Consider the following 23,098-nt stretch of genomic DNA (forward strand, 5'->3'; position numbering starts at 1 on the left):
CGAGCGGTTACTGCCGCTTTCTCAGCGCATGGCGAAGTGCGCGAGATCGATCGTCTTGATCCAGTCCGTCTCGGGATAGATCAGCAGGGCGCCGAGGGCGAGTGCGATGCCGTAGGGAATTCCGGTCTGCTTGTCGTGCAGGCGGCTGAGCCAGGCCTGGTTCGCGAGCGGATAGGGCAGCGGCCACTGCCGGAGCTGCAGCAGCAGCACCGTCAGCGCGCCGCCGAACAGCGACGCGAAGACCAGATAGGGCAGCAGATGGTCGAATCCGAACCACAGGCCGGCCGCGGCGGCAACCTTGGCGTCTCCGCCACCGACCCAGCCCATCGCGAACATGCCGAATGCCACCACCAGAACCAGCGCGCCCGCGCCGGCATGGCTGAGGATCTCGTGGACGCCCATCCCGGTCAGCGGCGCCAGGACGAAGAAGCCGGCCGCCAGCGCCAGCGAGATCCGGTTCGGGATCGTCATGGTCAAGAGATCGCTCGCCGCAGCAAAGGCCATCAGGGCCGGAAACAGCATCAAGCGTGCGATGTCGAGGATCATGGATTCATGCCGTCAAGCTGGAGCTGCGGTCGAGACCCGACGCTAGCGGCCAATGGTGAACAATCGGAAAAGGCCGTCGTGGCCGCCATCAAGGCGCCGCCGGCCGGTCCGCCAAATAGCAAAGGTCCCGGGGGTGCCGGGACCTTTGATGCGAGTTCCTGGGAACTGGCTTACTTCAGCGAGCTGGCGACGGTGTTGAAGGTGCCCGACAGCTTGGTGCCGACGCCGTTGACCGCAGCGATGATCGCGATCGCGATACCGGTGGCGATCAGGCCGTATTCGATGGCGGTCGCGCCCGATTCATCCTTCACGAAGCGCGAGACGAGGTTCTTCATAAATAAACTCCTGTGTACACGTGGCTGGTCAAACTAGGTTTGGTCTCGCCGGCGTTCTCAGCACCGTGACCATTCCGGCACCCTACGGTTCGACAATTTCGGCGCAGTTAATTTGATCGTATAAACACAGCGGGAACCCGCAGTTGTTGCGCACAGTAAATTTGGAATTAAGCGGTCCGCTAAGATTGCAGATTGTTGCCGGGGCGCGCTAACGGCACCTGTTCACGGCTCCTTAAGCGCACATCTATACCCATGGGGCTTCCGTCAAATGAGGCCGTCATGCCCAGCCTTCCCTTTGAAGTCATCGAGATGATCGGCCAGACGATGATGAAGGTGGTGCCGATCACCATCGCGCTGGCGCTGTTCTTCACGGTGCTCACTCATTTCTGGGCCTGCAATCCCGGCAAGCCGTGGTGGCAGAAGCGTGAGCTGGTCACCGACATCTGCTACTGGTTCTTCGTGCCGGTGTTCGCGCGCGTGCTGCGGATCGGGCTCCTGGTGGTGGGCGCAGCGGTGGTGTTCAACGTCCACGACGCCGACGATCTGATCGCGTTCTACGAGAACGGACATGGCCCTCTGGCGCAGCTTCCGCTCTGGCTGCAGGCCATCATCTTCCTCGTTGCCTCCGATTTCATGCTGTACTGGCTGCACCGGATGTTCCATGGCGGCGCCTTCTGGAAGTACCACGCCATTCATCACTCCTCCGAGGATCTTGAATGGATCTCGGCGGCACGCTTCCATCCGGTCAATCTTCTGATCGGGACGATCACTGTCGATGTGATCCTGCTGATGGCGGGCATCTCGCCGAACATCATGCTGTGGGTCGGGCCGCTCACCACATTCCACTCGGCATTCGTGCACGCCAACCTGAACTGGACGCTCGGCCCGTTCAAATACGTGATCGCGACGCCGGTGTTTCACCGCTGGCATCACACCGGGCTCGAAGTCGGCGGCGACACCAATTTCGCGGGCACGTTTCCGCTCTGGGACATTCTGTTCGGAACGTTCCGAATGCCCGAAGGCAAGCTTCCGGAAGATTACGGGGTCGATGCCGAGCAGGGCGTGCCGTCCGAGATCGGCGGACAGTTGGCCTATCCTTTCCGGCAATGACGCCGCCAGCCTGCCGGTGCCATCATGAGCGCTGAGACCGCGACCTTCCCGCGCGCGAAAGCCTCCGCGTTCGCCGAGCTTCCGGCCTGGTTCTGGATGGCGTGCGGCGTCTATGCGCTGCTGCTGTTCGTCGGCGACAGGCTGCTCGCCGATTCCGACACCTACTGGCAGATTGCCGTCGGCCGCTGGATCCTCGACCATCGCACGCTGCCGTCGGTCGACACCTATTCGTTCACCAAGGCCGGTGAGCCGTGGGTATCGTCGTCCTGGCTGGCGCAGGTTCTGTTCGCGAAGGCCTATGAGCTCGCCGGATGGACCGGCCCGGTGGCGCTGGCCGCCGCCTGCGCCGCTGCCAGCTTCGCGCTGCTCACCGCCATCCTCAGCCGCGCGCTGCCGACGATCTACGCGAGCCTGATTGCCCTTGCGGCGCTGGTTCTGACCTGCGGGCATCTGCTGGCCCGTCCGCATGTGCTGGTGATGCCCATCATGATCGTCTGGGCGAACGGCCTGATGACCGCCAGCGAACGACGTGAGGCGCCTTCGTTCTGGCTGCTGCCGCTGATCGCGTTGTGGGCCAATCTGCACGGCGGCTTTCTATTTGGCTTGGTCCTGGTCGGCGCATTTGCGTTCGATGCGATGTGGAATGCCCTACCGGTCCGGAGGTTGGCGCTGGCGCTGCGCTGGGGCGCGTTCGGCATCGGCGCGCTGGCTGCGTGCTGCGCCACCCCCTATGGCTGGGGCTCGATCCTCGCCTCGCTCAGGATTCTCGGCCTCGGTGAATTGCTGCATCTCATCACGGAGTGGAGGCCGGCGACGTTCAGCGAGATCGACGCGTTTGGGCTATCGATCCTCGGCCTGCTCGGCGCTGCGCTTTATTACCGGGTGAGGTTGCCGCTGCCGCGAATCATCCTGGTGCTGGGCTTGCTGCACATGGCGCTGTCCCATGTCAGAAATCTCGAGCTGTTCGCCCTGCTGCTGCCGTTGGCCGTGCTGACGCCGGTCGCCACCCAGTTCGGGCTGCGTGCCGCCAGCGCCGTCCGCCCGAGAGTGGCACCAGCCGCAATCCTGATCGTCGGACTTTGCGCGTGGACCTCGGTCGTTGCAGCACGCCAGGCCATATCGCCGCCGCCGATCTATTCGCCGGCTGCCGCCGTCGACGCGATGAAGGCGCACAACGTCAAGCGCGTGCTCAACGATCTGCAGTTCGGCGGCTACCTGATCTGGCGTCAGATGCCGGTGTTCATCGACGGGCGTGCCGAACTCTACGGTGAGACGTTCGGCATGAGCTTCGCCCGCGCGGTTCAGCTCAAGGACGTCAACGGCTTCCTCGATCTGCTCAAGACCCATGACATCGATGCGGTGATGCTCGATCCGACCACGCCGGCTTCCAAATTGCTGGATCACATCGGAGGATGGCAGCGCCTCTACGCCGATGACCGCGTGGTCGTTCACGTCCGCACCGCCACTTGAGGCCGCTGCAGGCTAATCCGCTCGGGAAGTCGTGACATCCGCGCAATTCGGCGGTCGATCTTTGCTCTTCCTAAATGAATTGCCGTCAGATTTGCCAGCGTCGGGCGCCGGTCCGCAGCGTATCGCCTTTGCCGGCCTGTTAACGCCCCGGGGTAGAGTATGTCGTTTCAGTCCCAGCGTATTCGCGCCGTCACGCGCATTGGATTCATCTCGATGGCCGCAGCCTTGCTGCTGGGGCCCGCACTCGCAACGGCAGCGCCGGATCCCGACCGGATCGCGGTCAATGTCGATCAGGCCAAGCTCGTCAAGCTGCCCGGCGGCATTGCCACGATCGTGGTCGGCAATCCCCTGATCGCCGACGTCACCCTGCAGAATGGCGGGGTTGTCGTGGTGACCGGCAAGGGTTATGGCGCGACCAATTTCATCGCACTCGACCGCTCCGGCCAGGTGCTGGTGGATCGCCAGATCCAGGTCGAAGGTCCGTCCGATCAGCTCGTCACGGTCTATCGTGGCATCGATCGCGAGACCTATAGCTGCATGCCGGTTTGTCAGCGCCGCATCACGCTCGGCGACGGCGACGCCTATTTCAAGACGACCATGGAACAGGCCGGTACGCTCAACAATCAGGCCTCCGGCTCGGGCGGCGGCGCGAAGCCGCAGAACTGACGTGCGTCCGCTCCGGCGCTTCACACGCCGGGGCCTTGGTCGATCGCAGGCGGTTCGCCCGACATGCCTAATAAAGGCTTACCGGATCGGGTCGTTCTGTCTCGATCCGGCGAAATACTTCGACAATGACTCTTGGGTAATTGTTGCCACCATGTTGATCCGGGGTCGTTGATGCCGCTGCCCGCCCATTCTTTTGCACGCCTCCTCCGCCGCTTTCGCCGCAACCGAAGTGGTGTGACCGCGGTCGAATTCGCGCTGGTCGCGCCGCTGTTTTTCGCGCTGCTGTTTGCGATCATCGAAGTGGCAATGATCTTCTTTGCCAGCCAGGTGCTCGAGACGGCGACGCAGGATTCGTCCCGCTTCGTCATGACCGGCCAGGCTCAGGGCGCGAATTATACCCAGGCGCAGTTCAAGACCTTCGTCTGTGGCGAGGTCAGCAGCGCGTTGTTCGATTGCACCAACGGCATCTACGTCGACGTGCGCAGTTATCCCGCGACGAGTTTCTCGACCGTCAACCTCACGCCCATCACCGATCCCACCCAGGTGAAATGGTGTCCCGGCAAGGACGGCGACGTCGTGGTGGTCCGCCTGTTCTATCAGTGGCCGCTGTTTGTCACCAAAGCTTTCACCTCCACTTTCCTCAGCAACGGCAAGCGGCTCCTGGTCGCGACCGCGACGTTCAAGAACGAGCCCTCCGGGACCGCCGGGACCACATGCTCATGAGCAAAGTCATGAAGACCCTGCCCGCGGCCTTGCTGCGCTATGTCGTTGCTCTCGGGCGTGACCGCCGGGGCCTCGCCGCCGTCGAGTTTGCGTTCATCATGCCGCTGATGCTGGTGATGTTCTTCGGCACCGTCGAGTTTTCATCCGGTGTCGCGGTCGACCGCAAGGTTACGCTGATGGCGCGCGCCGCGTCGGATCTGACCTCGCAGGCGACCCAGGTGGTGGACGCCGACCTGCAGAACTTCTTCAGCGCCAGCGTCGGCATCATGACGCCCTACGATCCGACACCGACCAAGGTCACGTTGTCGGAAATCTACGTCGATAACTCCAACATCGCACACATACAGTGGAGCAAGGCGGGGGTGATGAGCGCGGGTGCCACGCAGGCGACGCTGACGGCCTCGACGCGCAGCCAAGGTGACATCGTGACAAGCGTCGTTCCGTCGGCGCTGCTGGTTGCAGGCACCTATCTGATCTTCAGCGAAGTGAGCTACAAATACGTTCCGACGATCGGCTATGTGATGGCCAAGACCGGCATCACTCTCGCCGACGTTGCCTTTACGCGGCCGCGGCAGTCGGTTTGCGTGTTCTACGCCCCGACCTCCGCCACCATGCCGACGACCTGCTCGACTTACTAGAGCGTTTTCGCGCGAGATGGACGCCCAGGCCGCGCTGGCAGAGACGCGATCCAAACAAAAAGGGCCGCACCCGGAGGTGCGGCCCTTGATGCTTTGACGGCAATTTCCTGGAGCTTCGCGCTCCCGGGAAATCGGCTTATCCGGCGGCGCGCAGATTGTCGGCCGAGGATTTGCCGGAACGGCGGTCAGCAACGATCTCGTAGGAGATCTTCTGGCCTTCACGCAGAGTGCCAAGGCCGGCGCGCTCGACTGCACTGATGTGCACGAACACGTCGTTCCCGCCTTCATCCGGCTGGATGAAGCCGTAGCCCTTGGTCGCGTTAAACCACTTCACGGTTCCCATGCTCACGTGGGTAGTCCCTTCTCAGATATACAAGTTCAAGACCCGCTGATCGGCGGGGTGGTGAGATCGAATTTTTGGAAGGGTCGTCAGCGTCTGAACCGGCTGTACCGGTATTGGCTAATGTCGTCCGGCCGAAAATCGATGGGTAGGATATTATTCGATAGAAGGGCTCAAAACAATCCTGACGTGCGCGATTTTTTGGCCGGCGCAGCCGCCGGCCATTGGTGCGCAGGACATCAGGACGTCATGCGCGCAACGGTTGCAATGTCGAGCCTAGCGGCGGCGGAACTGGCCGCCGCGCTGTGCTCCGCCCCGCGGTGGACCGCCGGGTGCGCCACTCGGACGCTCGTCCTTGTGCCGGAAAATCAGGCGGCCCTTTTCGAGATCGTAGGGCGACATTTCGATCGTAACGCGGTCGCCGGCCAGCGTCTTGATGCGGTTTTTCTTCATCTTGCCGGCGGTGTAGGCGACGATCTCGTGTCCGGCATCGAGTTGCACCCGGTAACGAGCGTCGGGGAGGATTTCGGTCACCAGTCCTTCGAACTGGATCAGCTCTTCCTTAGCCATATGTTTCTCCAGATCGAGCGACGGCTAGTGCTTCGGTCGGTTGTTGCGGTTGGATTGCGGATTCGGCCGGCTCTCGCGATGCAAGAAGGCGACGCCCTGAATGCCTTCGCTGTTGCCGGCCTGCGACGGACGCGGCGACTCGCCCCGGCTCGTCTGCGGCGCGCCATTATTACCACCCCGACGGCGGCGGCGGCGAGGGCCTTTTGCACTTGGAGCGGCCTCATTCCCACGGACATTATGCGCGCGCGGCGCAGAGCGGCCGCCCCGGTGGGGGTGGGTCGCCGATGCGGGCGCGGCGGCCTCGCGGCTGCCTGGGGAGCTGCCTTGTGTGCGGCGGTCTTCCCGCGGCACGGTAATTCGGATCAGCCGTTCGATATCGCGCAGATAGCCCATCTCCTCGGCGCCGGCGACCAGCGAGATCGCGATGCCGTCGGCGCCGGCGCGCGCGGTGCGGCCGATGCGGTGGACGTAGGTTTCCGGGATGTTGGGCAGGTCGAAGTTCACGACGTGGCTGACGCCGTCGACGTCGATGCCGCGGGCGGCGATATCGGTCGCCACCAGCGTACGGATCTCGCCGGAGCGAAATGCCGCCAGCGTGCGCTCGCGGTGGTTCTGCGACTTGTTGCCGTGGATCGCATTGGCCTCGATGCCGGCCTTGGCAAGGCTCTTCACCACCTTGTCGGCGCCGTGCTTGGTGCGGGTAAACACCAGGGCACGATTGACCGCTTCCTGCTTCAGAAGCTGGGCGAGAACGGCCGGCTTGGCCGCGAAATCAACCTGGATCGCACGCTGGGCGATGCGATCCACCGTCGAGGCTACCGGCGTCACCGCCACGCGGGCCGGGTCGCGCAGCATCGCCTCGGCGAGCTCGGCGATGTCCTTGGGCATGGTGGCCGAGAAGAACAGTGTCTGCCGCCGGATCGGCAGCTTGGCGACGATTTTCCTGATGTCGTTGATGAAGCCCATGTCGAGCATGCGGTCGGCTTCATCGAGCACCAGGAATTCGACCTGGTTGAGCTTCAGTCCGTTGCTCTGCACGAGATCGAGCAGGCGGCCGGGGGTGGCGACCAGCACCTCGACACCCTGCATCAGGGAGCGGACCTGGCGGCCCATCGGCACGCCGCCGATGGCGAGCGTCGAGGACAGCCGGATGTGGCGGCCATAGGTGTTGAAGCTGTCGAGGATCTGCCCGGACAGTTCGCGGGTCGGCGAGAGCACCAGCACGCGGCAGCTCTTGGGCTGCGGGCGGATGCGGTTTTCCAGCAGCCGATGCAGGATCGGCAGCGCGAACGACGCGGTCTTGCCGGTTCCGGTCTGTGCAATGCCGACGACGTCGCGGCCGGCAAGTGCGAGCGGGATGGTCTGGGCTTGGATGGGGGTCGGCGTGAGATAATTTTCTTCTCGAAGCGCGCGGGCGATGGGATCGGCGAGGCCGAAATCCTGAAAGGAGGTCAAAAGGTGGTTCTTTCCATAAAAGCCGTCATCGTCCCGGCCAGTATCGGCCGGAATCGCATGGAGGCATTCGGGGACACCCGCGTGTCTGGGGCGTCAAGCTGGGTTAGCTGAAAGGCGAGCCAGAAGCCGCTTGGGGCAGCTTGAACACGCAGCTCGCGAAGGCACCGCGATGTCGCGGGCATGCCCAGCATATGGACCAGGAACTGGGCGGTTTCAAGATGATATCGCCGGGATTGGTGCGCCGAATGCGCCGAACCATCGCGCAAACTGTCACAAATCGGTGCCGGAAATTTAGCCAAGACGGCAATTTTGCCTACAAAATAACCTGATTGCTCCTTCGGCAGTCAGGTTGACGGCTCAATGTTTGGGCAGTCGCTCTCCGTATTTGCCCGGAACTCGCGAAATTATCCAGTTGGTTCATCGGCTTACGGTGCCCCCGCACCGTGGCACAGTTCTTGCGATTCCCTTAACCGCAGGCGGCCAAGCGGCCGTTCGCAAGCGTTCCACGCCTGCGTCAGGGAGACGACATTTCATGCTTACTCAGCTTACTCACAAAATAACGACGATGACCCGCCGCCGCGCACTCGCGGCGACCGCCGGCCTGGTTTTGGGTCTGGCTGCGTCCTCGCCGTTCGCGCCCGCCCAAGCGGCTGACGACACCATCAAGATTGGCATTCTTCACTCGCTGTCGGGCACCATGGCCATCAGCGAAACCACGCTGAAGGACACGATCCTTTTCCTGATCGACGAGCAGAACAAGAAGGGCGGCGTCCTCGGCAAGAAGCTCGAGGCCGTCGTGGTCGACCCCGCATCGAACTGGCCGCTGTTCGCCGAAAAGGCCCGCGAGCTGATCACCAAGGACAAGGTTGCGGTCGTGTTCGGCTGCTGGACCTCGGTGTCGCGCAAGTCCGTACTGCCGGTGTTCAAGGAGCTCAACAACATCCTGTTCTACCCCGTGCAGTATGAAGGCGAGGAGTCCGAGCGCAACGTGTTCTACACGGGCGCGGCGCCGAACCAGCAGGCGATCCCCGCCGTCGACTATCTGATGAAGGACGAGAAGGTGAAGCGTTGGGTGCTGGCCGGCACCGACTACGTCTATCCGCGCACCACCAACAAGATCCTGGAAGCCTATCTGAAGTCGAAGGGCGTCGCCCAGGACGACATCATGATCAACTACACGCCGTTCGGTCACTCCGACTGGCAGACGATCGTGGCGGACATCAAGAAGTTCGGCTCGGCCGGCAAGAAGACCGCGGTGGTCTCGACCATCAACGGCGACGCCAACGTTCCGTTCTACAAGGAGCTCGGCAACCAGGGCATCAAGGCGACCGACATCCCGGTGGTCGCGTTCTCGGTCGGCGAAGAAGAGCTCGCCGGCATCGACACCAAGCCGCTGCTCGGCCATCTCGCCGCCTGGAACTACTTCGAGTCGATCAAGACCCCGGCGAACGAGAAGTTCATCAAGGAGTGGCAGGCCTACACCAAGAATCCGAAGCGCGTGACCAACGATCCGATGGAAGCGCACTACATCGGCTTCAACATGTGGGTGAAGGCGGTCGAGAAAGTGAAGTCGACGGATCCGGACAAGGTGATCGACGCGCTCCCCGGCACCGAGGCGCCGAACCTGACCGGCGGCACCTCGAAGATGCTGCCGAACCACCACATCACCAAGCCGGTGTTCATCGGCGAGATCAAGGGCAACGGCCAGTTCGACGTGGTCTGGAAGACCCCGGGCCTGGTGGCCGGCGACGCCTGGTCGAAGGAGCTCGAGGGCTCCAAGGACCTGATCGGCGATTGGGTCGGCAAGAAGTGCGGCAACTACAACACCAAGACCAACAAGTGCGGCGGCCAGGGCTCTTAATAGGGCGCACCTGACCTCACCAACGACACAACACAACCTTCCAAAACCGGAGAAGGCGGCATTGCTCGCCGCCTTCTCCTCCACTCCTGCCGGGGTACTGACGTGTTTGCTATTTGTATTGATCGCTTTCGTGCGCTTTGTCTCTCGATCCTGCTGCTGAGCTGCCTTGCTGTGCCGGCGCTGGCCGGACCGTTCGAGGATTCGGTCGCCAAATTCGCCAATGACGAGTTCTCCGACACGGAGGCTGCGATCGGCGAGGTTGCGGCATCGGGCAATGCGCTGGCTTCGCCCATCATCGCAGCGTTGCAGGACGGCCGGCTGTCGGCCGATCCGGACAGCAAGAAGGTCTTCATCACGCAGGCCGACGGCAAGATCGTCGACGCCGCGACCGGCGCGGCCGTCGACAAGCTGCCCGACAGCGCCGCGGCCGTTCGCCTCAACAACCGCCTGCGCCGCACCGTGGATGCCGCGCTCGGCGGCCTGACGCTGCTGTCGCCGGATCCGGCCAAGCGGCTCGCGGCTGCGCAATCGGTGTTCAAGAGCCACGAGGAGAACCTGCTGCCGACGGTCGAGGGCGCGCTCGCCAAGGAGAGCGTCAAGTCGATCAAGCAGGCTTTCGCCGAGGCGCGCGCTGCCGTCATCCTGTTCAAGCCGGATGCGTCCGACAGCGACAAGCTCGACGCCGTCGCCGTGGTCAAGGCCCGCGGCGACCAGGAGGCGCTGGCGCTGCTCACCGGGCTTGGCGACCAGCCGCCGCTGGTCGCCAAGGCGGCGGCTACCGCGGTCGCCTCGATCCAGAGCAGTCTCGCGATGTGGTCGATGGTGCAGAATGCCTGGTACGGCCTGTCGCTCGGCTCGGTGCTGCTGCTCGCCGCGATCGGGCTTGCCATCACCTTCGGTGTGATGGGCGTCATCAACATGGCGCATGGCGAGATGGTGATGCTTGGTGCCTACACCACCTTCGTGGTGCAGGAGGTGATCCGCACCCGCTATCCCGCACTGTTCGACTATTCGCTGCTGATCGCGGTGCCGCTCGCCTTCCTGGTCGCGGGCCTGATCGGCGTCGTGATCGAGCGCACGATCATCCGCTTCCTCTACGGCCGTCCGCTGGAGACGCTGCTCGCGACCTGGGGCCTGTCGCTGGTGCTGCAGCAGGCGGTGCGCACCGCGTTCGGACCGACCAACCGTGAGGTCGGCAACCCGTCCTGGATGAGCGGCGCCTTCGAGCTTGGCCAGATCACCATCACCTATAACCGGCTCTGGATCCTCTGCTTCACGCTCGCGGTGTTCGCCATCCTGCTCGCGATGCTGCGTTACACCGCGCTCGGGCTTGAGATGCGCGCGGTGACGCAGAACCGCCGCATGGCGGCCTCGATGGGGATCGCCACCTCGCGCGTCGACGCGCTGACCTTCGGCCTCGGCTCGGGGATCGCCGGCATTGCCGGCGTGGCGCTGTCGCAGATCGACAATGTCAGTCCGAATCTCGGCCAGAGCTACATCATCGACAGCTTCATGGTCGTGGTGTTCGGCGGCGTCGGCAATCTCTGGGGCACGCTGGTCGGCGCCTTCACGCTCGGCATCGCCAACAAGTTCCTGGAGCCGGTGGCAGGTGCGGTGCTCGGCAAGATCGCGATCCTGGTGCTGATCATCCTGTTCATCCAGAAACGGCCGCGCGGCCTGTTCGCGCTCAAGGGCCGGGCGGTGGAAGCATGACGCCGCACATCCTGACCCGTTCGCTCGACCGCGCCGCGACCGCGTTCGTCCTGCTCGTCGCCGCGGTCGGCGTGCTGATCCCGCTGTCGAACCTGCTGCTGCCGCAGGGCTCGATGTTCCAGGTGCCGACCTATCTGGTGGCGCTGTGGGGCAAATATGTCTGCTACGCCATCCTCGCGCTCTCGATCGATCTGATCTGGGGCTATTGCGGCATCCTCTCGCTCGGCCACGGTGCGTTCTTCGCGCTCGGCGGCTACGCGATGGGCATGTATCTGATGCGGCAGATCGGCAGCCGCGGCGTCTACGGCAATTCGATCCTGCCCGACTTCATGGTGTTCCTGAACTGGGACAAGCTGCCCTGGTACTGGTACGGCTTCGACAAGTTCTGGGTCGCCGCGTTGATGGTGCTGCTGGTGCCGGGCCTGCTTGCCTTCTGCTTCGGCTGGCTTGCGTTCCGCTCGCGCGTCACCGGCGTCTATCTGTCGATCATCACCCAGGCGATGACCTATGCGCTACTGCTGGCGTTCTTCCGCAACGATTTCGGCTTCGGCGGCAACAACGGCCTGACCGATTTCAAGGACATCCTCGGCTTCAACGTGCAGGCCGAAGGCACCCGTGCCGCGCTGTTCCTGCTGAGCTGCCTGGCATTGATCATCGCTTTCGTGATCTGCCGCGCGATCGTGACCTCGAAGCTCGGCAAGGTCCTGATCGCGGTGCGCGATGCCGAAAGCCGCACCCGCTTCCTCGGCTATCGCGTCGAATCGTACAAGCTGTTCGTGTTCACGCTGTCGGCCTGCATGGCCGGCGTCGCCGGCGCGCTCTATGTGCCGCAGGTCGGTATCATCAATCCGAGCGAGTTCGCGCCCGGCAATTCGATCGAGGCGGTGATCTGGGTCGCGGTCGGTGGTCGCGGCACGCTGATCGGCGCCGCACTCGGCGCCGTCGTGGTCAACTACGCCAAGACGTTCTTCACCTCGGGGCCGCTGGCGCCGTACTGGCTGTTCATGCTGGGCGCGCTGTTCATCCTGGTCACGCTGCTGCTGCCCAGGGGCATCGTCGGTACCTTCAACAGCTGGTGGGAGCCGATCAGGGCAAGGCGCAGCTCGCCCGATGCGGAGAGTGCCGCGCGCGAAGACGGCGTCGGCGCACCGAACCTGGCGGAGTAGGCAGATGAACGTCATGGATACCCGCGCCACTTCGGCCATGCTCTATCTCGACGGCGTGCACGTCTCGTTCGACGGCTTCCACGCCATCAACAATCTGTCGCTGACGCTGGCGCCCGGCGAGATGCGCGCCATCATCGGCCCGAACGGCGCCGGCAAGACCACGATGATGGACATCATCACCGGCAAGACCAAGCCGGACGAGGGCACCGTGCTGTTCGACGGCACCGTCGACCTGACCCGGCTCGACGAGACCCGCATCGCCGAGCTCGGCATCGGCCGCAAGTTCCAGAAGCCGACGGTGTTCGAGAGCCAGACCGTGCAGGACAATCTGCTGCTCGCGCTCAATGTCGATCATTCCGTGCGCGGCACGCTGTTCTGGCGCGGCAGCAAGGCGGAGTCCGAGCGCATCGACAAGGTGCTCGAGACCATCCGCCTGACCGATGCGCGCAACCGCCTCGCCGGCAGCCTGTCGCATGGCCAGAAGCAGTGGCTCGAGATCGGCATGCTGCTGGCGCAGGACCCCAAGGTGCTGCTAGTCGACGAGCCGGTCGCAGGGATGACCGATGTCGAGACCCATCTGACCGCGGAGCTGCTGAAAGGGATCAACAAGAACCACACCATCATGGTGGTCGAGCACGACATGACCTTCGTGCGCGAGCTCGGCGTCAAGGTGACCTGCCTGCACGAGGGCACGGTGCTCGCCGAAGGTTCGATCGACCAGGTGTCGTCGAACGAGCGGGTGGTCGAAGTGTATCTGGGGCGCTAGGCGATGCTGAAGATCGACAACATCAATCTCTATTACGGCGCGGCGCAGGCGCTGCGCGGGGTGTCGCTGACCGCCGAGCCCGGCAAGGTTACCTGCGTGCTCGGCCGCAACGGCGTCGGCAAGACCTCGCTGCTGCGCGCGATGGTCGGCCAGTATCCGATTGCCTCCGGTGCGATCAATTTCGACGGCAAGGACATCACCGCGTTAAAGCCCTATGAGCGCGCGCGGCGCGGCATCGGGTTCGTGCCGCAGGGCCGCGAGATCTTCCCGCTGCTCACGGTCGAGGAAAACCTCAAGACCGGCTTCGGTCCCTTGAAGCGCGAGGACCGCAACATCCCCGACGACGTGTTCTCGCTCTTCCCGGTGCTGCAGACCATGCTGGGCCGCCGCGGCGGCGACCTTTCCGGCGGCCAGCAGCAGCAGCTCGCGATCGGCCGCGCACTGGTGATGCGCCCCAAGCTGTTGTTGCTCGACGAGCCGACCGAGGGCATCCAGCCCTCGATCATCAAGGACATCGGCCGCGCGATTTCCTATCTACGCAACCTCGGCAACATCGCAATCGTGCTGGTCGAACAATATCTCGACTTTGCCTGCGAACTCGGCGACAGTTTTGCCGTGATGGACCGGGGCGCGGTGAAATATGCCTGCGATCGCGCAAGCCTCGATCCCGCCGAGATCAGCCGCCAGATGGCGCTGTGAAGATGGTGTGACGCCGCCTTTCGCGGCGTGGGTCAAGGGAGCGTCGGGGGAATGCGGACCGGGATCGCAGGCGCGGCAGCGGCGACGTTTGCGGCAAACCGCGCCCAGGGCGCGGTCAGGTTCGGCGTGCATCGCAAGGATGGCGCCACCCGCCGCGGCGACCTGCATGAGTCAGGCTCGCTGCGCGTCCGTTTCCCGTCGCCGGAAGACGACGGCCTGTCGGCCATGTTCGTCAACACCGCCGGCGGCATTGCCGGCGGCGACCGCTTCGAGGTTGCGATCGCAGCCGGCGAGGGCGCTCGGTTGACCCTGACCACTGCGGCCGCCGAAAAAGTCTATCGCGCTCCAGCGGCAGCCGCGCGGCTCGACATCGCGCTGAAGGTCGCGGATGGCGCGCATCTCTCCTGGCTGCCGCAGGAGACGATCCTGTTCGACCGCGCCCGCATTCATCGCCGCTTCGACATTGAGCTTGCCGAGGGCGCGTCGCTTTTGCTCTGCGAGATCGTGGTGTTCGGCCGCGCCGCCATGGGCGAGACCATGCGCCATGGCGAGTTCGTCGACCGCTGGCGGATGCGGCGCGGCGGCCGGCTGGTGTTTGCCGAGACCATCCGCCTCGACGGCGAGATCGGTGAGAAGCTGGCAAGGCCCGCGATTGCGGCGGGCGGCTGCGCGATCGGCACCGCGCTGATCGTGCCGGGTGACGAGGCGCTGATCGAGCGCATCCGCGAAGCGTCCGGCAGCTTCGGCGGCGAGGTCGGCATCTCGGCCTGGAATGGCTTTGCAATGGCGCGCTTCTGTGCCCAAGATGCGGCCCGGTTGCGCGCCGACATGATGGCGGTGCTCGGCCGCGCCTCCGCCGTGCCGCTACCGCGGCTGTGGCTCAACTAATCCTTTCAAGATCATCAGAGTGCTCGCATGAATTTGTCTCCCCGCGAAAAGGACAAGCTCCTGGTTTCGATGGCGGCCATGGTGGCGCGCCGCCGGCTCGAGCGTGGCGTCAAGCTGAACCATCCCGAGGCGATCGCGCTGATCACCGACTTCATCGTCGAGGGCGCGCGCGACGGCCGCACCGTCGCCGAGCTGATGCAGACCGGCGCCAAGGTCCTGACCCGCGCGCAGGTGATGGATGGCATCCCGGAGATGATCCACGACATCCAGGTCGAGGCGACTTTTCCTGACGGCACCAAGCTCGTCACCGTGCACGAACCCATCCGATAGCCACGAACGTCATTCCGGGGCGGCCGAAGGCCGAACCCGGAATCCAGAGGTTGATTTGGGAGATTCCGGGTTCACGCTTCGCGTGCCCCGGAATGACAGGAGAGACGAATGATCCCCGGCGAACTCTTCATCAAGGACGGCGAGATCGAGCTCAATGCCGGCCGCAAGACCGTGACGCTGTCGGTCGCCAACACCGGCGACCGTCCGATCCAGGTCGGCTCGCACTACCACTTCTTCGAGACCAACCCGGCGCTGAAATTCGACCGCAAGAAGGCCCGCGGCATGCGCCTCGACATCGCCGCCGGCACCGCCGTCCGCTTCGAGCCCGGCCAGACCCGGGATGTCCACCTCGTCGCACTGGCCGGCAAGCGCGTGATCTACGGCTTCCGAGCCGAGGTGAAGGGGAAGTTGTAGGCCCGATGCTGCCCGCGCTCCGCATGGTCTCCGAAGCCGCCGAGCTTGCTGCGCGCCGTCACAACGGCATGGCGCGCAAGGGGCGGGGGAATGAGCCGTACATCAATCATCTGGCCGAGGTTGCGAACCTGCTGGCGCAGGTGAACGATGGCGCCGATGCCGAGCTCGTCGCGGCCGGCTGGCTGCACGACACCATCGAGGACACCGAGACCACGCGCGAGGAGCTCGCGGAGAAATTCAGCGAACGCGTTGCCGCGCTGGTGGTCGAATGCACCGACGACATGAGCCTGCCAAAGGCCGTGCGCCGGCAAAAGCAGATCGAGGACGCTCCGCACAAGTCGCCCGGCGCAAAGCTGATCAAGACCGCCGACAAGGTCAGCAATATCGGCGCGCGGATCGTGCCGCATCCAAACAACGACGAACGCGACGATCTCGCCGACTATGCGGCCTGGGCCGACAAGGTCGTTGCCGGTTGCCGGGGGATCAATCCGCGGCTCGACCGCATTTTCGACGACACCATTGCGCGCGCCAGGGCCGCGCTGGCTGAAACTGGGGGCTGACATGTCCGTGAAGATCAAACGTTCCGTCTATGCCGACATGTTCGGGCCGACCACCGGCGACAAGGTGCGGCTGGCCGACACCGATCTGATCATCGAGGTCGAGAAGGATCTCACCACCTATGGCGAGGAGGTGAAGTTCGGCGGCGGCAAGGTGATCCGCGACGGCATGGGGCAGTCGCAGGTGACGAACGCGCAGGGCGCGGCCGATACCGTCATCACCAACGCGCTGATCGTCGATCACTGGGGCATCGTGAAGGCCGATGTCGCGATCAAGGAGGGCATGATCGCCGCGATCGGCAAGGCCGGCAATCCGGACATCCAGCCCAACGTCACCATCATCATCGGCCCGGGCACCGACGTGATCGCGGGCGAGGGCAAGATCCTCACCGCGGGCGGTTTCGACAGCCACATCCACTTCATCTGCCCGCAGCAGATCGAGCACGCGTTGATGTCTGGCGTCACCTCGATGCTCGGGGGCGGCACCGGCCCGTCGCACGGCACCTTCGCCACCACCTGCACGCCCGGCCCGTGGCACATGGGGCGGATGATCCAGTCGTTCGACGCTTTCCCCGTGAATCTCGGCATCTCGGGCAAGGGCAACGCCTCGCGCCCGGCGGCGCTGGTCGAAATGATCAAGGGCGGCGCCTGCGCGCTGAAGCTGCACGAGGACTGGGGCACCACGCCGTCGGCGATCGACACCTGTCTCTCCGTGGCCGACGATTACGACGTCCAGGTGATGCTGCACTCGGACACGCTGAACGAATCCGGCTTCGTCGAGGACACCGTGAAGGCGTTCAAGGGCCGCACCATCCATGCCTTCCACACCGAGGGCGCCGGCGGCGGCCACGCGCCGGATATCATTAAAATTGCCGGCCTGAAGAACGTGCTGCCGTCCTCGACCAATCCGACCCGCCCGTTCACCCGCAACACCATCGACGAGCATTTGGACATGCTGATGGTGTGCCATCACCTCGATCCGTCGATCGCCGAGGACCTGGCGTTTGCCGAAAGCCGCATCCGCAAGGAGACCATCGCGGCCGAGGACATCCTGCACGATCTCGGCGCGCTCTCGATGATGTCGTCGGACTCGCAGGCGATGGGCCGGCTTGGCGAGGTGATCATCCGCACCTGGCAGACCGCCGACAAGATGAAGAAGCAGCGCGGCGCGCTGCCGCAGGACAAGGGCAACGACAACGACAATTTCCGCGTCAGGCGCTACATCGCCAAATACACCATCAACCCCGCGATCGCGCATGGCGTGTCGAAGCTGATCGGCTCGGTCGAGAAGGGCAAGATGGCCGACCTCGTGCTGTGGTCGCCGGCGTTCTTCGGCGTCAAGCCGGACTGCATCATCAAGGGCGGCTCGATCGTGGCGGCGCCGATGGGCGATCCCAACGCCTCGATCCCGACGCCGCAGCCGGTGCATTACCGGCCGATGTTTGCCGCCTTCGGCAAGGCGCTGACCGCGTCCTCGGTGGTGTTCACCTCGAAGGCTGCTGTCACCGGCGGCCTCGCCCGCAAGCTCGGGATCAGCAAGAAGCTATACGCGGTGCAGAATACCCGCGGAAAGATCTCCAAGAAGAGCATGATCCACAACGATGCGACGCCCGAGATCGAGGTCGATCCGGAGACCTATGAGGTACGCGCAGACGGCGAGCTCCTGACCTGCGCGCCGGCCGAGGTGCTGCCCATGGCACAGCGCTATTTTATGTTCTAAAACCGCTCCCGGTAACTAGAGCGTTTTCGAGCGAAGTGGATTTCCGGTTCGCGGAAAAGAAAACGCATCAAAACAAGACTCAAGCCAAAAGAGAAAACCGGGAGGAATTTCCGTGATTTACGTCGTTGCTACGCTGACCATCAAGCCCGAGACCCGCGCCGAATTCATCGCCGCGGCGACGGCCTGCATCAAGGAAACCCGCAAGGAGCCCGGCAACATCGCCTACGATCTGCATGAGAGCGTCACCGACCACAGCAAGATGGTGTTCGTCGAGCAGTGGGAGAACGCCGAGGCGCTGGTGCCGCATCGTACAGCCGAGCACATGAAGACGTTCGGCCGGGTCGCCGTGAAGTGCATGGCCGCGCCGCCGAAGATCGAGGTGATCACGCCCGAGAAGGTCGACGTTCGCTAAAGCATGATCCGGAAAAGTGTGAAGCGGTTTTCCGGAAAGATCATGCTCAAACAAAAAGGAGGCTTCGAGCGCGACCCTCGCGCTTGAAGCAAGAACAAGAACGGGAGAAACACATGATCTACGTCATCGCCACCACGCCGATGAAGCCGGAGAACAAGGACGACTTCATCAGGGGACACAAGGCGTGCATCGCCGAGACCCACAAGGAGAAGGGCTGCCTCTCCTACGAGGGCCATGTCAGCGTCAACGATCCCAATCTGTATGTGGTGGTCGAGCGCTGGGAAACCCGCGACGACCTGACTGCGCACAGCAAGGCGCCGCACATGAAGGTGTGGCGCGAATACTCCGCCGAGATGAAGACGGGCCCGACGGTGATCGAGATCATCAGCGACGCCAAGGTTCAGAAGATCTGAGGCAATCATGATCCGCGCAACCCAAGTCCTGGGACAGCATCGCTGGACCGAAGCGGCAGCCGACACCGTCGTGCTCGATTTCGACGACCGGCACCGGCGGCGGATGGCGATGACAGGGACGCGCGGGCTCGAATTTCTGCTCGATCTCGACAACGCCGTCGCGCTGCGCGGCGGCGACGCGCTGGTGCTGGAAGACGGCCGCCTCGTCGAGGTGGTCGCTGCTCCGGAGCCGCTCGCGGAAATCCGCGGCAGCGATCCGCATCATCTGATCCGGGTCGCCTGGCATCTCGGCAATCGCCATCTGCCGACGCAGATCATGCCGAAGGGCCTGCGCATTCGCAGGGATCACGTGATCGAGGCGATGGTGAAGGGGCTAGGGGCCCGTGTCATCGAGATCGAAGCGCCGTTCGATCCCGAAGGCGGCGCCTATGCCGAGCATGCGCATGCCGACGCACCCGCGCATGGTCACACCGGGCACGATCATGCCCATGGCGACGCGCACGATCATGGTCACCACCACGGTGATGGTCACCATCATGATCACGCGCATGACCACGACCACCATCATCATGATGAGCATTGCGACCACGCTCATCATCACCACGACCACTCCCATGCTCATGACCACAAATGAGCCTGATCCCGCCGCGGTGCGCGGCGGGATGGCGGAGGACGAGGCGGCTGCGCTGTACCGGCTGATGACGTGGCTGTCGCCGTCTTTCCCGGTGGGCGCGTTCGCCTACTCCAGCGGCATCGAATGGGCGGTCGAGGCCGGCGACATCACCGATGCGGCCTCGCTCCGCGGCTGGCTCGCGGCGATGCTCACCGACGGCAGCGGCTTTTGCGACGCCGTGTTCCTTGCACAAAGCCATCGCGCAGCGTCGGAGTCCGGCCATGCCGGGCTGAAGGAGATCACCGAGCTCGCGGCCGCCTTCGTGCCGTCGCGCGAGCGGCAGCTCGAGACCACGACGCAGGGGCGCGCCTTCATCGAGATCGCCCGCGCAGCCTGGAATTCGTCCGGCCTTGATGCGATGATCGCGGCCTGCGACGGGCCGATCGTGTACCCGGTCGCGGTCGGCCTCGTCAGTGCTGCGCATGGCATCCGGCTTTCGCCGTCGCTGCATGCCTTCCTGCATGCTGTGCTCTCGAACTGGATTTCCGCAGGCAGCCGGCTGATCCCGCTCGGGCAGACCGACAGCCAGCGCGTGCTGGCCGATCTCGAGCCGGTCGTTGCTGCAACCGCGGCGCGGGCCAACGCGGCTTCGCTCGACGATCTCGGCAGCGCGACCTTCCGGGCCGACCTCGCTAGTCTGCGTCACGAGACGCAATACACGAGGCTGTTCCGGTCATGATGCGTCCTCCGCTGTCGTCCCGGCGCAGGCCGGGACCCATAACCACAGGCCTTCGTGGTTATGCGAGTCTGCGGCCCCAGCTTCGCGCAGCAATTGAATTCGGTGGTAATGGGTCCCGGCCTTCGCCGGGACGACGATGGATGGATTGATATGCCCACTTCTCATGGTCCGTTACGAGTCGGCGTCGGCGGTCCGGTCGGCTCCGGCAAGACCGCGCTGATGGATCTGCTCTGCAAGTCGATGCGCGAGCGTTACGACATCGCGGCGATCACTAACGACATCTACACCAAATGGGATGCCGAATTTCTGGTGCGCTCCGGCTCGCTGACGGCTGACCGCATCGCCGGCGTCGAGACCGGCGGCTGTCCCCACACCGCGATCCGCGAGGACGCCTCGATGAACCTCGCCGCGGTCGCCGACATGCGGGCGAAATTCCCCGATCTCGATCTGGTCCTGATCGAGTCCGGCGGCGACAATCTGGCGGCGACCTTCTCGCCGGAATTGGCCGACCTCACGATCTACGTCATCGATGTCGCCGCCGGCGACAAGATCCCCTCCAAGGGCGGCCCCGGCATCACGCGATCCGACCTTCTGGTGATCAACAAAATCGACCTCGCGCCCCATGTCGGTGCGTCGCTTGAGAAGATGGACACCGACGCCAGGCGGATGCGCGGCGAGCGGCCCTTCGTGATGACCAACCTGAAGAAGAGCGACGGCCTCGACCGCATCATCAGCTTCATCGAGACCAAGGGTGGCCTTCGGTCGCAGGGACCGGGCAAGGCGGGTACGAAGGCGGGCTAGTCGTTAATCATTGTGGCGGTGGCCAGTCCCGTCATCCTGAGGAGCGCGCAGCGCGTCTCGAAGGATGAACGGCCCCGCTGGTGGCCGTGCATCCTTCGAGGCTCGCTGCGCTCGCACCTCCAGCGACAAAGGCGAAGCCTTTGCGCGGGGATGACGGGGGATCCTTTGGCCGACCACTCCGCCGCAAAAAAGCTGCGCAATCGCCGGAACAATTGCCAACTTTGACGATTAGCAACCTTTAGCGCCGCCAAAGACCGCCGGGTGGCGTCGTCGTTAATGTTGCCGACCGGCTCCTGTTGCGTACCGATGATCGCTATTCCATATTCCTTTGCGGCCGGCGTTCATCGCACCCTGATTTGTCGCCGCCCCCGCAGAAGCCAGATGCCTACCGTCCCCTTTCGCCACCCCCTGATTGCCGAGTAAGCGTGTGGTTCGACTGGGATTCATCGTTGCATTGATTGCGCTGATCGGAGTTCTGCTCTCCGGTCTTGCCGCCTATCGGGTGCACGATCAGGAGCTTGCAATCGACGGTATCGCGCTGGCGCGGGCGATCGACGTCCATGCCAGCCTGGTGCAGGACCGCCTGACCGAGCGCGAGCTGCTGGCGCGGGTGGCCTCGGGGCTGTTCCGGACGCCGTCGATGGTGAAGGCCAATATGCTGCAGCCGCTGCGCTCGGCGATCTACGCCTTCAAGACCGATTTCGTGGTCGCCGCATGGATCGCGCGGCTCAAGCCGAACGAGCTGACGGCAGCCGAGGCGGAGCTGAAGGCCGCCGGCTTCACCAATCCCTCGATCCGCGATTTCGACGACCAGGCGCTCGACATCAAGGCGCTCGACAAGCCGATCAACGTGCTGATGGACGTCGAGCCGCGCAATCCGGAGACCCTGAGCATCCCGGGCCGCGCCTTCGACCGTCACTCGGTGGTCGGCCCGATGCTGGCCAAGGCGATGGAGAGTGCCAAGCCGGTGGCCTCGGACCCGGTGCCGCTGTTGCGGCAGAACGGCCCGGTCGGGGTCGTGCTCGCCGCGCCGGTGTTCCAGGAGGGTGGATCCGAGCCGGCCGGCTTCATCACCTTTTCCTACGAGCTGTCGTCGCTGATGCTGACCAACGACGATTCCTCGCTGTTCGCGGTGGCGTTGAAGGATCCGCGCGATTCCAATGACGAGTTCACCGCCAACGAGCAGGGCATCGTCACCTCGCGCGCGGTGCGCCAGGACGGTCCGCTGCCGTCGATGGTCCGCACGGTGACGTTCGGCGGCCGGGACTGGTCGCTCGACTATTACGCCAAGAGCAACGCCACGGTGCGTGCGCAGCAGACCGCGACCATCGTCGCGGCGATCGGCCTCGCGCTGACCGGCATCGTCTGCGGCCTGTTCGGCTATGTCGCCTACAACAATTTGCGCCTCAGCCGCGAGATCGAGGTCCGGATCGGCTTCGAGCGCCGGCTCACTGCGGTGATCGACGAGCTTAATCATCGGGTCAAGAACATCCTCGCAGTGATCCAGTCGATCGTGACCCGCACGCTGCGCCACGGCGCCGACATGGACGTCGCGCGCGAACTGTTGATCGGGCGCATCCACGCGATGTCGAATGTCGTCACGCTGCTCAGCGAGAGCCAGTGGCAGGGCGTCAAGCTGAAGGGCCTGTTCGAATCGCGGGCGATCCCGCATGCCGACCGGATCGCGGTGAACGGTCCCGACATCACCGTCAGCGCCCGCGCCGCGCAGTCGCTGTCACTGCTGTTCTTCGAGCTCGCCTCGCACTCCGATGAAGGGCTGTCGCTGGTCGGCAAGCATCCGCACATCGTCGCGAACTGGGAGGTCGCCGGCGAGGATGCGGACGCGGTGTTCCATTTCCGCTGGGAGGAGTTCAACACCAGCCAGGCGACGCGGCGGGCCGACAGTGATTTCGGCCTGATCTTGCTCGACCGCGTCGCGCCGGAGGCGCTCGGCGGCACTGCGAAGCGCTACTTCACCGACGTCTCCTATGTCTACGAGCTCACCGCTCCGATGGACACCGTGGTCGACATGAGCGAGCGCGACCGCACCGAGCAGCTCTCCGCGCCGGTCCGTCCGGCGAAGAAGTAGAGCGCGCGCCGCAGCCGCCTCAGGTTGAGCGGTTATGTTATTGCCCGGATTGATCGAAATCAGG

26 protein-coding genes are annotated in these 23,098 nt (G+C 64.2%); 21 read left to right on the top strand and 5 right to left on the bottom strand.

Going from position 1 to position 23,098, the window contains the following annotated elements:
- Positions 1-21: 21 nt before the first annotated feature.
- Together BraRD5C2_RS02215 and BraRD5C2_RS02220 are read right to left on the bottom strand one after the other, a co-directional pair.
- Positions 22-546, bottom strand: a complete 525-nt coding sequence (locus BraRD5C2_RS02215) for an A24 family peptidase (protein ID WP_223966534.1) — start codon at positions 544-546, stop codon at positions 22-24.
- A gap of 170 nt (positions 547-716) precedes the next feature.
- On the bottom strand, positions 717-881 hold the full coding sequence (locus BraRD5C2_RS02220) for a Flp family type IVb pilin (protein WP_173643703.1): 165 nt from the start codon (positions 879-881) through the stop codon (positions 717-719).
- Between the two features lie 279 nt (positions 882-1,160).
- Here BraRD5C2_RS02220 and BraRD5C2_RS02225 point away from each other — a divergent pair, with 279 nt between their 5' ends.
- From BraRD5C2_RS02225 to BraRD5C2_RS02245, 5 genes are all read left to right on the top strand, one after another.
- Positions 1,161-1,991: a sterol desaturase family protein gene (locus BraRD5C2_RS02225; protein ID WP_223966535.1), complete on the top strand. Its 831-nt coding sequence runs from the start codon at positions 1,161-1,163 to the stop codon at positions 1,989-1,991.
- 24 nt (positions 1,992-2,015) lie between these two features.
- Complete coding sequence (locus BraRD5C2_RS02230; RefSeq protein WP_223966536.1) at positions 2,016-3,461, top strand: hypothetical protein; 1,446 nt, start codon at positions 2,016-2,018, stop codon at positions 3,459-3,461.
- A gap of 213 nt (positions 3,462-3,674) precedes the next feature.
- Entirely contained in the window at positions 3,675-4,127 is a 453-nt protein-coding gene (locus BraRD5C2_RS02235) for a pilus assembly protein N-terminal domain-containing protein (RefSeq protein WP_223966538.1), read from the top strand.
- A 171-nt stretch (positions 4,128-4,298) separates the two neighbouring features.
- Positions 4,299-4,850 (top strand): TadE/TadG family type IV pilus assembly protein, encoded by a 552-nt coding sequence (locus BraRD5C2_RS02240; RefSeq protein WP_223966540.1) that lies wholly within the window; start codon positions 4,299-4,301, stop codon positions 4,848-4,850.
- Positions 4,841-5,488, top strand: coding sequence for a TadE/TadG family type IV pilus assembly protein (locus BraRD5C2_RS02245; protein ID WP_223966542.1), 648 nt, complete (start codon positions 4,841-4,843; stop codon positions 5,486-5,488). The genes BraRD5C2_RS02240 and BraRD5C2_RS02245 overlap by 10 nt, the downstream gene beginning before the upstream one ends.
- Before the next feature lie 136 nt (positions 5,489-5,624).
- Here the strand turns inward: BraRD5C2_RS02245 and BraRD5C2_RS02250 are convergent, their stop codons facing one another.
- The 3 genes from BraRD5C2_RS02250 to BraRD5C2_RS02260 all read right to left on the bottom strand — a co-directional run bounded on the left by BraRD5C2_RS02250 (position 5,625) and on the right by BraRD5C2_RS02260 (position 7,853).
- Positions 5,625-5,837, bottom strand: a complete 213-nt coding sequence (locus BraRD5C2_RS02250) for a cold-shock protein (protein WP_016842648.1) — start codon at positions 5,835-5,837, stop codon at positions 5,625-5,627.
- Positions 5,838-6,104: 267 nt separating this feature from the next.
- Positions 6,105-6,398, bottom strand: coding sequence for a translation initiation factor IF-1 (infA, locus tag BraRD5C2_RS02255; RefSeq protein ID WP_016842649.1), 294 nt, complete (start codon positions 6,396-6,398; stop codon positions 6,105-6,107).
- Between the two features lie 24 nt (positions 6,399-6,422).
- Positions 6,423-7,853 (bottom strand): DEAD/DEAH box helicase, encoded by a 1,431-nt coding sequence (locus BraRD5C2_RS02260; RefSeq protein ID WP_223966543.1) that lies wholly within the window; start codon positions 7,851-7,853, stop codon positions 6,423-6,425.
- Positions 7,854-8,385: 532 nt separating this feature from the next.
- On the opposite strand from BraRD5C2_RS02260, the gene urtA reads away from it, so the two are divergent.
- The 16 genes from urtA to BraRD5C2_RS02340 all read left to right on the top strand — a co-directional run bounded on the left by urtA (position 8,386) and on the right by BraRD5C2_RS02340 (position 23,034).
- Entirely contained in the window at positions 8,386-9,714 is a 1,329-nt protein-coding gene (gene urtA, locus BraRD5C2_RS02265) for an urea ABC transporter substrate-binding protein (protein WP_223966545.1), read from the top strand.
- Between the two features lie 117 nt (positions 9,715-9,831).
- Positions 9,832-11,427: an urea ABC transporter permease subunit UrtB gene (gene urtB, locus BraRD5C2_RS02270; protein WP_374707958.1), complete on the top strand. Its 1,596-nt coding sequence runs from the start codon at positions 9,832-9,834 to the stop codon at positions 11,425-11,427.
- Positions 11,424-12,593, top strand: coding sequence for an urea ABC transporter permease subunit UrtC (urtC, locus tag BraRD5C2_RS02275; RefSeq protein WP_223966547.1), 1,170 nt, complete (start codon positions 11,424-11,426; stop codon positions 12,591-12,593). Before urtB ends, urtC begins: the two co-directional genes overlap by 4 nt.
- 4 nt (positions 12,594-12,597) lie before the next feature.
- Positions 12,598-13,359 carry an urea ABC transporter ATP-binding protein UrtD gene (gene urtD, locus BraRD5C2_RS02280; protein WP_223966549.1) on the top strand — a complete coding sequence of 254 codons (762 nt, stop codon included), beginning with the start codon at positions 12,598-12,600 and terminating at the stop codon, positions 13,357-13,359.
- A gap of 3 nt (positions 13,360-13,362) precedes the next feature.
- Positions 13,363-14,058, top strand: a complete 696-nt coding sequence (gene urtE, locus BraRD5C2_RS02285; protein WP_092119000.1) for an urea ABC transporter ATP-binding subunit UrtE — start codon at positions 13,363-13,365, stop codon at positions 14,056-14,058.
- Between the two features lie 51 nt (positions 14,059-14,109).
- Positions 14,110-14,946: an urease accessory protein UreD gene (locus BraRD5C2_RS02290; RefSeq protein WP_223966551.1), complete on the top strand. Its 837-nt coding sequence runs from the start codon at positions 14,110-14,112 to the stop codon at positions 14,944-14,946.
- A 27-nt stretch (positions 14,947-14,973) separates the two neighbouring features.
- Positions 14,974-15,276 (top strand): urease subunit gamma, encoded by a 303-nt coding sequence (locus BraRD5C2_RS02295; protein ID WP_223966553.1) that lies wholly within the window; start codon positions 14,974-14,976, stop codon positions 15,274-15,276.
- Between the two features lie 108 nt (positions 15,277-15,384).
- On the top strand, positions 15,385-15,690 hold the full coding sequence (locus BraRD5C2_RS02300; RefSeq protein ID WP_038387566.1) for an urease subunit beta: 306 nt from the start codon (positions 15,385-15,387) through the stop codon (positions 15,688-15,690).
- Positions 15,691-15,695: 5 nt separating this feature from the next.
- Complete coding sequence (locus tag BraRD5C2_RS02305; protein ID WP_223966555.1) at positions 15,696-16,250, top strand: HD domain-containing protein; 555 nt, start codon at positions 15,696-15,698, stop codon at positions 16,248-16,250.
- Position 16,251: 1 nt separating this feature from the next.
- Positions 16,252-17,967 carry an urease subunit alpha gene (gene ureC, locus BraRD5C2_RS02310; protein ID WP_223966557.1) on the top strand — a complete coding sequence of 572 codons (1,716 nt, stop codon included), beginning with the start codon at positions 16,252-16,254 and terminating at the stop codon, positions 17,965-17,967.
- Positions 17,968-18,079: 112 nt separating this feature from the next.
- Positions 18,080-18,379, top strand: coding sequence for a putative quinol monooxygenase (locus BraRD5C2_RS02315; RefSeq protein WP_024581875.1), 300 nt, complete (start codon positions 18,080-18,082; stop codon positions 18,377-18,379).
- Positions 18,380-18,492: 113 nt separating this feature from the next.
- On the top strand, positions 18,493-18,792 hold the full coding sequence (locus tag BraRD5C2_RS02320) for a putative quinol monooxygenase (protein ID WP_097673792.1): 300 nt from the start codon (positions 18,493-18,495) through the stop codon (positions 18,790-18,792).
- A 7-nt stretch (positions 18,793-18,799) separates the two neighbouring features.
- Complete coding sequence (locus BraRD5C2_RS02325; RefSeq protein ID WP_223966559.1) at positions 18,800-19,426, top strand: urease accessory protein UreE; 627 nt, start codon at positions 18,800-18,802, stop codon at positions 19,424-19,426.
- Positions 19,407-20,144: an urease accessory protein UreF gene (locus BraRD5C2_RS02330; RefSeq protein WP_223967197.1), complete on the top strand. Its 738-nt coding sequence runs from the start codon at positions 19,407-19,409 to the stop codon at positions 20,142-20,144. The genes BraRD5C2_RS02325 and BraRD5C2_RS02330 overlap by 20 nt, the downstream gene beginning before the upstream one ends.
- 150 nt (positions 20,145-20,294) lie before the next feature.
- Positions 20,295-20,945 (top strand): urease accessory protein UreG, encoded by a 651-nt coding sequence (gene ureG, locus BraRD5C2_RS02335; protein ID WP_223966561.1) that lies wholly within the window; start codon positions 20,295-20,297, stop codon positions 20,943-20,945.
- Positions 20,946-21,372: 427 nt separating this feature from the next.
- On the top strand, positions 21,373-23,034 hold the full coding sequence (locus BraRD5C2_RS02340; protein ID WP_223966563.1) for a CHASE domain-containing protein: 1,662 nt from the start codon (positions 21,373-21,375) through the stop codon (positions 23,032-23,034).
- The last annotated feature ends 64 nt before the right edge of the window (positions 23,035-23,098 follow it).

Origin of the sequence: Bradyrhizobium sp. RD5-C2, from assembly GCF_019972155.1 — a bacterium.
Classification (GTDB): Bacteria; Pseudomonadota; Alphaproteobacteria; order Rhizobiales; family Xanthobacteraceae; genus Bradyrhizobium.

Coding starts and splice junctions, on each gene's coding strand:
- BraRD5C2_RS02215 (WP_223966534.1), bottom strand. CDS start 546: ATGATCCTCGACATCGCACGCTTGATGCTGTTTCCGGCCCTGATGGCC.
- BraRD5C2_RS02220 (WP_173643703.1), bottom strand. CDS start 881: ATGAAGAACCTCGTCTCGCGCTTCGTGAAGGATGAATCGGGCGCGACC.
- BraRD5C2_RS02225 (WP_223966535.1), top strand. CDS start 1,161: ATGCCCAGCCTTCCCTTTGAAGTCATCGAGATGATCGGCCAGACGATG.
- BraRD5C2_RS02230 (WP_223966536.1), top strand. CDS start 2,016: ATGAGCGCTGAGACCGCGACCTTCCCGCGCGCGAAAGCCTCCGCGTTC.
- BraRD5C2_RS02235 (WP_223966538.1), top strand. CDS start 3,675: ATGGCCGCAGCCTTGCTGCTGGGGCCCGCACTCGCAACGGCAGCGCCG.
- BraRD5C2_RS02240 (WP_223966540.1), top strand. CDS start 4,299: ATGCCGCTGCCCGCCCATTCTTTTGCACGCCTCCTCCGCCGCTTTCGC.
- BraRD5C2_RS02245 (WP_223966542.1), top strand. CDS start 4,841: ATGCTCATGAGCAAAGTCATGAAGACCCTGCCCGCGGCCTTGCTGCGC.
- infA (WP_016842649.1), bottom strand. CDS start 6,398: ATGGCTAAGGAAGAGCTGATCCAGTTCGAAGGACTGGTGACCGAAATC.
- urtA (WP_223966545.1), top strand. CDS start 8,386: ATGCTTACTCAGCTTACTCACAAAATAACGACGATGACCCGCCGCCGC.
- urtC (WP_223966547.1), top strand. CDS start 11,424: ATGACGCCGCACATCCTGACCCGTTCGCTCGACCGCGCCGCGACCGCG.
- urtD (WP_223966549.1), top strand. CDS start 12,598: ATGAACGTCATGGATACCCGCGCCACTTCGGCCATGCTCTATCTCGAC.
- urtE (WP_092119000.1), top strand. CDS start 13,363: ATGCTGAAGATCGACAACATCAATCTCTATTACGGCGCGGCGCAGGCG.
- BraRD5C2_RS02290 (WP_223966551.1), top strand. CDS start 14,110: ATGCGGACCGGGATCGCAGGCGCGGCAGCGGCGACGTTTGCGGCAAAC.
- BraRD5C2_RS02295 (WP_223966553.1), top strand. CDS start 14,974: ATGAATTTGTCTCCCCGCGAAAAGGACAAGCTCCTGGTTTCGATGGCG.
- BraRD5C2_RS02300 (WP_038387566.1), top strand. CDS start 15,385: ATGATCCCCGGCGAACTCTTCATCAAGGACGGCGAGATCGAGCTCAAT.
- BraRD5C2_RS02305 (WP_223966555.1), top strand. CDS start 15,696: ATGCTGCCCGCGCTCCGCATGGTCTCCGAAGCCGCCGAGCTTGCTGCG.
- ureC (WP_223966557.1), top strand. CDS start 16,252: ATGTCCGTGAAGATCAAACGTTCCGTCTATGCCGACATGTTCGGGCCG.
- BraRD5C2_RS02320 (WP_097673792.1), top strand. CDS start 18,493: ATGATCTACGTCATCGCCACCACGCCGATGAAGCCGGAGAACAAGGAC.
- BraRD5C2_RS02325 (WP_223966559.1), top strand. CDS start 18,800: ATGATCCGCGCAACCCAAGTCCTGGGACAGCATCGCTGGACCGAAGCG.
- BraRD5C2_RS02330 (WP_223967197.1), top strand. CDS start 19,407: ATGCTCATGACCACAAATGAGCCTGATCCCGCCGCGGTGCGCGGCGGG.
- ureG (WP_223966561.1), top strand. CDS start 20,295: ATGCCCACTTCTCATGGTCCGTTACGAGTCGGCGTCGGCGGTCCGGTC.